The following is a 9,015-nucleotide window of genomic DNA, read 5'->3' on the forward strand; positions in this document are numbered from 1 at the left end:
GTCCCCCTCAAGCTTTTGTCTCTGTCACAAGTTCCGCCAGTTCAGTTGGATAAAGTCCGGTGAAGCAAGCGGCACACTGCCCGCGCAAGTTTCCTTCGAACGGTCGGCCGATTGCTTCGACCGTACCGTCTAATGTGAGGAACGCTAATGAGTCGGCCCCGATCTCTTGTTTAATCTCTTCGATCGATTTGGTGGCCGCGATCAACTCGTCCTTTGATGATGTATCGATACCGTAATAGCACGGATGTTTGATCGGTGGTGACGTGATGCGCACATGTACTTCGGTTGCCCCGGCTTCCCGCAGCAACTTGACGATGCGACGGCTCGTCGTACCACGGACGATCGAATCATCGACCATGATGACACGCTTGCCGTTGACGACCCCACGTAGCGCCGACAGCTTCATCTTGACGCCACGCTCACGCAATTCTTGTGACGGCTGGATGAACGTCCGCCCGACGTAACGGTTTTTGATGAGACCCATCTCGTACGGGATCCCGCTCGCCTCGGCGTACCCGATGGCTGCCGAGATGCTCGAGTCCGGGACACCGGTCACGACATCCGCCTCGACCGGTGCCTCGTTGAACATCTTTTTCCCCATCGCCTTACGGGCCGTATGGACGTTGATGCCGTCGATGATCGAGTCTGGCCGCGAGAAGTAGATGTATTCCATTGAACACATCGCCCGGACCGCTGCTTCACTGTAACGTTCTGAGACGATTCCGTCTTTCGTGATCATCAACAGTTCGCCCGGTTCGACGTCACGTACGTACGTCGCCCCCACGACGTCGAACGCGCACGTCTCTGAAGCGAACACGAACGCCCCGTCTTCAGTCTTTCCGAGCGAGAGGGGACGCAAACCATGGACGTCGACGCCGACGTAAATCGCGTCTTCCGTCAAGAAAAGAAACGCGAACGCGCCGACGAGACGCGCCAAGCTGTCCGAGATCCGCTCTTTCAATGAGTTGCCGCGGCTCCGTTTGATTAAGTGGGCGACGACTTCCGTGTCAGACGTCGTCTGAAAGATTGCCCCTTCCGCCTCGAGCATATGCTTCAACTCGTTGGCGTTGACGAGGTTGCCGTTATGCGCCATCGCAAGGTCCCCGGTGAGCGATTTGAAATGGAGCGGTTGGACATTCTCAAGCGTGTTGCCGCCCGCGGTCGAATAACGGACGTGACCGATGGCGTGATGTCCGGTCAGGGCATCGAGTGACGGCTCGTCGAACACTTCGGCGACGAGACCGAGCCCGCGTTTCGCATGCAGGCGTTCACCGTCGGCCGTGACGATACCCGTCCCTTCCTGACCTCGGTGTTGCAGGCTGTGCAGTCCGTAGTAGGCGAGGTGTGACGCTTCGTGGTGATTGAACACCCCGAACACCCCACACTCCTCGTTCATGCCTCGGATGTCATATAACATGGAATAGCTCCTTCCCATACACGTTCAAGTTCAGTGACGTCCATTTCAATTAACCGATCGCTCGAGCGGACCGTCAGTTGCGTCGCTTCGGTCACTTGACCGATTCGTGTCGCCTTCGTCAGTTTGGCGAACGTGTCCGCGTAAATTGGCGCGACCGTGACGAGGAAGCGCGACTGTGACTCGCTGAACAGTGTCGTCACGAGATCCGTGTCGACGCTGACGTCTGCACCGAGCCCCGTGCCGAACACGAGCTCAGGAAGTGCCGCCGCTAAGCCACCTTCTGACACGTCGTGAGCTGCCGTGACAAGTCCTTGACGGATTGCCGTGAGCAGCGCTTGCTGGTGACGGCTCTCGATCTCGAGGTCGAGCGTCGGTGCTTGTCCGCTCACTTTTCCGTCTTGCAACATTTGTAGCGCACTGCCGCCAAATTCAGGCTTCGTATCGCCGAGAAGGAAGATGACATCTCCAGCTGTCTTGGCGTGTGACGTCGTGATATGTTCCGGCTTCGTGATTAAACCGACCATGCCGACGACCGGTGTCGGGTAGATCGCCGTCCCGTTCGACTCGTTATAAAGCGAGACGTTCCCGCCGATGACCGGTGTGTCGAGTGCCAAACACGCCTCGGCCATACCTTCGACGGCTTGGTCGAGCTGCCAGAACCCTTCCGGTTTGTCCGGACTCCCAAAGTTCAGGCAATCGGTGAGTGCGAGTGGCTCGGCACCGCTCGCGATGATGTTGCGCGCCGCTTCAGCGACTGCGATGGCACCGCCGACGCGCGGGTCGAGGTAGACATACTTCGCGTTACAGTCGGTTGTCATCGCGAGCGACTTGTCCGTGTCACGGATTCGGATGACGGCCGCGTCGCTACCTGGTGCGACGACGGTCGACGTTTGGACCATATGGTCGTATTGCTCGTACACCCAGCGTTTCGAAGCGATCGTCGGCATCGCGAGCACATCTTTCCACGTCGCGAGCACGTCTGTGACGACCGGTTGAACCGGCGCCATCGCTTGGAACGCCTCGTAGTATGCTGGAACTTTTGACGGTTTATGATAGACCGGCGCATCTTCCGCGAGCGCGTCGACCGGCACTTCAGCGGCTACTTCGCCGTGATGGACGAGACGGAGCACTTTCTGCTCGATGACTTCGCCGATCTTGATCGCATGAAGTCCCCACTTCGTGACGATCGCTTCGATCTCGTCTTCGTGTCCTGCCTTGACGACGAGGAGCATCCGTTCTTGTGACTCGGACAACATCATCTCGTAAGGCGTCATATCTGCCTCACGTTGTGGGACGAGGTCGAGGTTCATCTCGATACCCATGCCCGCTTTCGATGCCATCTCGGCCGAAGACGACGTGAGACCGGCCGCACCCATGTCTTGAATGCCGACGAGGGCCGGATGTTTGATGACTTCAAGACACGCCTCGATCAACAACTTCTCCATGAACGGGTCGCCGACTTGGACGGCCGGGCGTTTCTCATCGGCGTCTTCGCCGAGCTCTTCAGAGGCGAACGTGGCGCCGTGAATGCCGTCGCGTCCCGTTGTCGCCCCGACGTACATGACCGAGTTGCCGACCCCCTCGGCGATCCCTTTTTGAATGTCTTCGTGGCGGATGAGGCCGACACACATCGCGTTGACGAGCGGGTTGCCGGCGTAGGCCGGGTCGAACGCGACTTCTCCGCCGACCGTCGGGATGCCGACACAGTTGCCGTAGCCGGCGATGCCGGAGACGACATGGCCGAAGAGATGTTTCACACGTGATTCGTTCAAATCTCCGAAGCGGAGCGAGTTGAGGAGTGCGACCGGACGTGCGCCCATCGAGAAGATGTCGCGGATGATCCCGCCGACACCTGTCGCCGCACCTTGATACGGCTCGATGGCCGACGGGTGGTTATGGCTCTCGATTTTGAAGGCGACCGCCTGACCATCGCCGATATCGACGATTCCAGCCCCTTCACCGGGTCCTTGAAGGACGTGTTTTCCGGTCGTCGGGAATTTACGGAGCACTGGCTTCGAGTTTTTGTACGAACAGTGTTCAGACCACATGACCGAGAATAAACCGATCTCGGTGTAGTTCGGGTCACGGCCTAAGAGCGAGACGACGAGTCCGTATTCGTCGTCAGTGAGCCCCATTGTGGCATACAGTCTTTGTTCACGGATGTGCGTCGCTGTCGGTTCAGTTGTAAGTAACATGTCGTGTCCCCCATTTTACAATCGAAGTGAATAACCGTTTGCCGTCTTCTCCGCCGAGCATCGCCTCGACCGCTCGTTCCGGGTGCGGCATCATGCCGAGCACGTTTCCTTGTGCGTTCGTGATGCCCGCGATGTTCGCGACCGATCCGTTCGGGTTGTCTGTGTAGGTGAAAGCGATCTGGCCGTTCGTTCGCAGTGTCTCGAGTGTTGCTTCGTCACAGTAGTAGTTGCCTTCTCCATGTGCGATCGGGACGCGAATCGTCTCGCCCACCGCATAGTCGCTCGTAAACATCGTCTCGTTCGTCTCGACTTTCAGTTCGACCGTCTTGCACATGAACTTCAAATCACGGTTGCGCATCAATACGCCGGGTAGGAGTCCTGCCTCGACGAGCACTTGGAACCCGTTGCAGACGCCGAGTACCGGACGTCCCTCTTCAGCGAATCGCTTCACCTCACTCATAATCGGTGAGAACTGGGCGATCGCGCCGCAACGCAAGTAGTCCCCGTATGAGAAGCCACCTGGTAACAGCACACCATCAAAACCGACAAGTGACGTCTCCGTGTGGAATACATATTCCGCTTCTTCCCCGAGCACGTCTTTGACCGCATGATACATGTCGAGGTCACAGTTTGATCCCGGGAAGACAATGACTGCGAACCTCATGCGAGTACCCCCATCTCGATCCGATAGTTCTCGATAACCGTGTTGACGAGCAATTTCTCGCACATGTCACGGACCATCGCCTCGGTCGTCTCGTCTGCGACTTGAAGTTCGATGACTTTACCGATTCGTACCGATTCGACGCCTGTGAAGCCGAGATGCTCGAGTCCGCCTTTGACGGCGACGCCTTGTGGGTCAAGTACACTTTCACGTAATGTCACGTACACGTTCACTTTTTTCATTGGTCAGTTCCCCCTATGCGTGTTAACAATTGGCCGTACGTCTCTGTCAGTGATCCGAGGTCTCTGCGGAACACGTCTTTGTCGAGCTTTTGTTTCGTCTCTTTATCCCACAGGCGACACGTGTCGGGCGAAATCTCATCGGCGAGGATGATCGTGTCATCGAGTTTACCGAACTCAAGTTTAAAGTCGATCAAATCGATACCGTGTCCATCGAAGAAGTCGAGCAAGACATCGTTCACCCATAACCCGAGTTGTCGCAATGTTTCGACTTCTTTGTGTGTGGCGACTTGCAGTAAACGGATATGGTCCTCAGTTAAAAGCGGATCTCCGAGTGCGTCATCTTTATAGTAGAACTCGACGATCGGCGACAACAGTGGCGTTCCTTCTTCCCAGCCGAGCCGTTTAGCGAGACTCCCTGCGGCGACGTTGCGTACGACGACTTCGAGCGGAATGATGTCGACGCGGCGTACGAGCTGCTCGCGGTCTGACAGTTTCTTGATGAAGTGGGTCGGAATCTTGTTGTCGTGCATGAGCTCGAACAAACGCGTCGTGATGGCGTTGTTCAACACGCCTTTCCCTGCAATCGATTGTTTTTTCTCTCCGTTGAATGCCGTCGCGTCATCTTTATAGTAGACACGGAGCACACCTTGTTCTTCTGTCTCGTATAACGCTTTCGCCTTACCTTCGTAGATTGCTTCCATCTGTATCGTCCCCCTTTAAAGTGAGAGGGGCATAGCGCCCCTCAACGATCACAAACCACAGCGTTCAAAGATTGTATCGACACGACGTACGTGATGGCTCGGGTCGAACAAATCATCGAGTTCGTCACTCGTAAAGAGTGCGCCCATCTCGGCATCTTGCTCGATCAACGTCCGGAACATCGTCTCTTCTTCCCACGCTTGCATCGCTTTCGGTTGGACCGCGTCATAGGCGGCTTCACGTGACCAGCCTTTCTCGATCAAGGCGAGCAGGATGCGTTGTGAGAAGATGATGCCGAACGTCCGGTCCATGTTGCGGCGCATGTTGTCCGGGAACACCGTCAAGTTCTTCACGATGTTGCCGAAGCGGTTGAGCATGTAGTTCAGAAGGCCGGTCGCGTCCGGGAGGATGATCCGTTCCGCTGACGAGTGCGAGATATCGCGTTCGTGCCAAAGCGGGACGTTCTCATATGCCGTCACCATATGACCGCGAATCACGCGGGCGAGTCCCGTCATGTTCTCCGAACCGATCGGGTTACGTTTATGCGGCATCGCCGACGAACCTTTTTGGCCTTTGGCGAAAAACTCTTCGACCTCACGTGTCTCTGTTTTTTGAAGGCCGCGGATCTCGGTCGCCATTTTCTCGATGGATGTGGCGATCAAAGCAAGCGTCGACATGTACTCGGCGTGGCGGTCACGCTGTAACGTCTGTGTCGAGATCGGGGCTGCTTGAATCCCTAACTTGTCACACACATACGACTCGATGAACGGGTCGATGTTTGCGAACGTCCCGACGGCGCCGCTCATTTTTCCAAACTCGATCGTCTCGCGTGCGGCCATGAACCGTTTCTTGTTTCGCTTCATCTCTTCGTACCAGAGTGCGAGTTTCAAACCGAACGTCGTCGGTTCTGCGTGGACTCCGTGTGTACGACCCATCATGATGTCATATTTGTGGGCTTTCGCTTTCTCGGCGAGGATGTCGATGAAGCGATCGATATCGGCTTCAAGGATGTCATTCGCTTGTTTGATCAAGTACGATAGCGCCGTATCGACGACATCGGTCGACGTGAGACCGTAATGGACCCATTTCTTCTCGTCTCCGAGCGTCTCTGAGACGGCCCGTGTGAAGGCGATGACGTCATGGCGCGTCTCCTGCTCGATCTCAAGGATACGCTCGACATCGAATGATGCCTTGTCCCATAATACGTTGACGTCCTCTTTCGGGATGACGCCTAGTTCGCTCCACGCCTCGCAAGCGTAAAGCTCTACTTTGAGCCATGCATCAAACTTGTTCTCATCTGTCCAAATCGCCGCCATCTCGGGACGGGTGTAACGTGAAATCATAAAACGGTCTCCTTCCAAATTGCCAGTTGTTCGATGGTGTGAAGCGCGTCCTCGACGGTACTGCCGAGCACGTTCAAGTGCCCCATTTTCCGTCCGGGTTTCGCTTCTTCTTTTCCATACAGATGTAGTTTAACATTCGATGGTAACGTTTGTGGGTTCACTTTATCCATATGTTCGCCGAGCAGATTGACCATGACGACCGGTGTGTACTGAGTCGTCCGTCCGAGTGACATGCCCGTAATCGCGCGGATGTGTTGTTCGAACTGTGACGTCTCGCATGCATCAAGCGTATAGTGTCCTGAATTGTGAGGACGTGGCGCGAGCTCATTCACGTATAGCTCGCCGTCTTCCATCACGAACAGTTCGACGGCGAGCGTACCGATCAATCCAACATGGTCAGCGAGCTGAAGTGCTAAATGGCGCGCATCTTCTAGAATGTCCATGTCAAGCCGGGCCGGAACGATCGATAAATGTAATATATTATTTTGATGGATGTTTTCACTGATTGGGAATGTTGTCGTCTCATGTGCGCCTCTCGTCACGATGACCGAGATTTCTTTTCGGAATGGCAACCACGCCTCGGCGACATATTCATCTTCATTGAACTGTTCTATGAACGCGCGTACGTCTTGTGATGTCTGGAGCACGGTTTGCCCTTTCCCGTCATAACCGAAGCGGCATGTTTTGATGACCAATGGGAGTCCTAGCAAATCTTCGGCCCGGTAAACGTCCCGTACCGATCGGACCGGCACGTAAGGTGCGACATGCAATCCGGCCGCCTCGATCATCTGTTTTTCGAACAGACGATGCTGCGTCGCTGTTAACACGTCCATCCCTTGCGGACATTTATCGGCAATCGCCTCAATCATCGCTGAGTCGATATTTTCAAATTCGTACGTGACGATGTCCGAACGGCCTGCTAGTTCTTTTGCCGCTGAGATGTCGTCGAACCCGGCGACGATACTCGGTGCGACTTGGGCTGCCGGAGCCGTCGGGTTCGGGTCGAGACTGAGCGTCTCGTAACCCATTGCGCTCGCACTGAGTGACATCATCCGCCCTAACTGTCCTCCGCCTAATATCCCGATTCTCATTAGACGAGTTCCTCCGTTCCGCGCAGCGCCATGTCTCGTTTTTGTTGACGATACGTTTCTAGACGATCGATGACTTCAGGGAATTGAAGACTGAGAATTTGAGCGGCAAACAGTCCGGCGTTTGTCGCTCCGGCTTTTCCGATGGCGACCGTTGCGACAGGAACACCTGCTGGCATCTGAACGATTGACAGTAACGAATCAAGTCCGTTCAGTGCTTTCGATTGAATCGGGACTCCGATGACCGGAAGCGTCGTCTTCGCTGCTACCATACCCGGAAGGTGGGCTGCCCCGCCTGCACCGGCGATGATGACGTGTATCCCTCGTTCCCGAGCCGCTTCGGCGTATTGGAACATCAAGTCCGGCGTTCGATGCGCGGAGACGACTTGCTTTTCGTATGGAATGTCTAACTCTTCTAGCGCGTCGCACGCATGCTTCATCGTCTCCCAGTCAGAAGAACTTCCCATGATCACACCTACTGTTGCCTTCACATCAACGTCCCCCTTAAATAAAGAAATCCCTAAACTGATTAAACAGTTTAGGGTATAGGCCATGACAAAAAAATGTCGGCTATACCCCATAGTCTGATCAGAATCGGTGATCAGGTAGAAACTTGCAAGCCATTTCCTTGCGATTATATGGAGCAATATTTGATTTTCTTAACTCACAAGCCTATCGTACCTCGTTCTTTGAAAATATGTCAACAAACAGCGAACAATTTAATTGTCTGAATATTTATCGTTCGTCTTTACGATGTTTTTACAAAAACAAAAAAACCGCCACGCATTCGTGACGGTTTGGCATTATGGTTTGAGAGCGACGCACTCAAATAAGATTGATTGATGAGAATGAACAGGTTCGTCTTTGGTTCCCGTTTTTTCAAAGACAGGCTTTTCAATCCTTCGTACCGGGCGATACCCCATTTGAGCGATTCGGTCTAAACACTCACCGACTGTCTCGTTTGGCTCGACGTATACTTTGATTTTCTTGGCCATCTGTTATTCCTCTCCTTCATTTGAGTCACGATACAAAATACAAAAAAGCGGCGGCCCTTGAGCGAATGCTCCAGAACCACCGTTTGCCTGGCGACGTCCTATCCTCACAGGGGGAGACCCCCAACTACTTTTGGCGCTGAAGCGCTTAACTTCCGTGTTCGGCATGGGAACGGGTGTGGCCGCTTCGCTATCGCCACCAGACAAGGGAATTGTTCCCTGAAAACTGAAGACTCATCAAGTTCAAACCGTTTCTAGATCAAAGCCTCGACCGATTAGTATCATTCAGCTCCACACGTCGCCGTGCTTCCACCCATGACCTATCTACCTCATCGTCTCTGAGGGGTCTTTCTTGATTGCTCAAAGGGAAATCTCATC

Annotated in this window: 9 protein-coding genes, 2 rRNA genes and 1 riboswitch; all 11 genes read right to left on the reverse strand. The window is 54.5% G+C overall.

Annotated features, from left to right (window positions below; genetic code table 11):
* Positions 1-7: 7 nt before the first annotated feature.
* Positions 8-1,417 carry an amidophosphoribosyltransferase gene (gene purF / locus EVJ28_RS09340; protein ID WP_131456670.1) on the reverse strand — a complete coding sequence of 470 codons (1,410 nt, stop codon included), beginning with the start codon at positions 1,415-1,417 and terminating at the stop codon, positions 8-10.
* Complete coding sequence (purL, locus tag EVJ28_RS09345; RefSeq protein ID WP_131488758.1) at positions 1,393-3,612, reverse strand: phosphoribosylformylglycinamidine synthase subunit PurL; 2,220 nt, start codon at positions 3,610-3,612, stop codon at positions 1,393-1,395. Before purL ends, purF begins: the two co-directional genes overlap by 25 nt.
* Positions 3,596-4,276 carry a phosphoribosylformylglycinamidine synthase subunit PurQ gene (gene purQ, locus EVJ28_RS09350; protein ID WP_070328802.1) on the reverse strand — a complete coding sequence of 227 codons (681 nt, stop codon included), beginning with the start codon at positions 4,274-4,276 and terminating at the stop codon, positions 3,596-3,598. The genes purL and purQ overlap by 17 nt, the downstream gene beginning before the upstream one ends.
* Positions 4,273-4,515, reverse strand: coding sequence for a phosphoribosylformylglycinamidine synthase subunit PurS (gene purS, locus EVJ28_RS09355; RefSeq protein WP_021065194.1), 243 nt, complete (start codon positions 4,513-4,515; stop codon positions 4,273-4,275). Before purS ends, purQ begins: the two co-directional genes overlap by 4 nt.
* A complete protein-coding gene (gene purC / locus EVJ28_RS09360) occupies positions 4,512-5,216 on the reverse strand; it encodes a phosphoribosylaminoimidazolesuccinocarboxamide synthase (protein WP_131488760.1) in 705 nt (234 codons plus the stop codon). The genes purS and purC overlap by 4 nt, the downstream gene beginning before the upstream one ends.
* Positions 5,217-5,264: 48 nt before the next feature.
* Positions 5,265-6,557 (reverse strand): adenylosuccinate lyase, encoded by a 1,293-nt coding sequence (gene purB / locus EVJ28_RS09365; protein WP_131441204.1) that lies wholly within the window; start codon positions 6,555-6,557, stop codon positions 5,265-5,267.
* On the reverse strand, positions 6,554-7,648 hold the full coding sequence (gene purK / locus EVJ28_RS09370; protein ID WP_131456664.1) for a 5-(carboxyamino)imidazole ribonucleotide synthase: 1,095 nt from the start codon (positions 7,646-7,648) through the stop codon (positions 6,554-6,556). Before purK ends, purB begins: the two co-directional genes overlap by 4 nt.
* Positions 7,648-8,136 (reverse strand): 5-(carboxyamino)imidazole ribonucleotide mutase, encoded by a 489-nt coding sequence (gene purE, locus EVJ28_RS09375; protein WP_131441206.1) that lies wholly within the window; start codon positions 8,134-8,136, stop codon positions 7,648-7,650. Before purE ends, purK begins: the two co-directional genes overlap by 1 nt.
* A gap of 69 nt (positions 8,137-8,205) precedes the next feature.
* Positions 8,206-8,307, reverse strand: a riboswitch (purine riboswitch).
* Between the two features lie 141 nt (positions 8,308-8,448).
* Positions 8,449-8,640 carry an NETI motif-containing protein gene (locus EVJ28_RS09380; RefSeq protein WP_034809046.1) on the reverse strand — a complete coding sequence of 64 codons (192 nt, stop codon included), beginning with the start codon at positions 8,638-8,640 and terminating at the stop codon, positions 8,449-8,451.
* Positions 8,641-8,725: 85 nt separating this feature from the next.
* Positions 8,726-8,841: ribosomal RNA gene (gene rrf, locus EVJ28_RS09385) — 5S ribosomal RNA — on the reverse strand.
* 51 nt (positions 8,842-8,892) lie between these two features.
* A 23S ribosomal RNA gene (locus EVJ28_RS09390) occupies positions 8,893-9,015 on the reverse strand; the annotation flags it as partial.

This window comes from Exiguobacterium sp. SH3S3 (assembly GCF_004337115.1).
Taxonomy (GTDB): Bacteria; Bacillota; Bacilli; order Exiguobacteriales; family Exiguobacteriaceae; genus Exiguobacterium; species Exiguobacterium aurantiacum_A.

Excerpts from the sequence above, each read along its gene's own strand:
- purS (WP_021065194.1), bottom strand. The coding sequence starts at position 4,515 with ATGAAAAAAGTGAACGTGTACGTGACATTACGTGAAAGTGTACTTGAC.
- purB (WP_131441204.1), bottom strand. The coding sequence starts at position 6,557 with ATGATTTCACGTTACACCCGTCCCGAGATGGCGGCGATTTGGACAGAT.
- purF (WP_131456670.1), bottom strand. The coding sequence starts at position 1,417 with ATGTTATATGACATCCGAGGCATGAACGAGGAGTGTGGGGTGTTCGGG.
- purL (WP_131488758.1), bottom strand. The coding sequence starts at position 3,612 with ATGTTACTTACAACTGAACCGACAGCGACGCACATCCGTGAACAAAGA.
- EVJ28_RS09380 (WP_034809046.1), bottom strand. The coding sequence starts at position 8,640 with ATGGCCAAGAAAATCAAAGTATACGTCGAGCCAAACGAGACAGTCGGT.
- purC (WP_131488760.1), bottom strand. The coding sequence starts at position 5,216 with ATGGAAGCAATCTACGAAGGTAAGGCGAAAGCGTTATACGAGACAGAA.
- purK (WP_131456664.1), bottom strand. The coding sequence starts at position 7,648 with ATGAGAATCGGGATATTAGGCGGAGGACAGTTAGGGCGGATGATGTCA.
- purQ (WP_070328802.1), bottom strand. The coding sequence starts at position 4,276 with ATGAGGTTCGCAGTCATTGTCTTCCCGGGATCAAACTGTGACCTCGAC.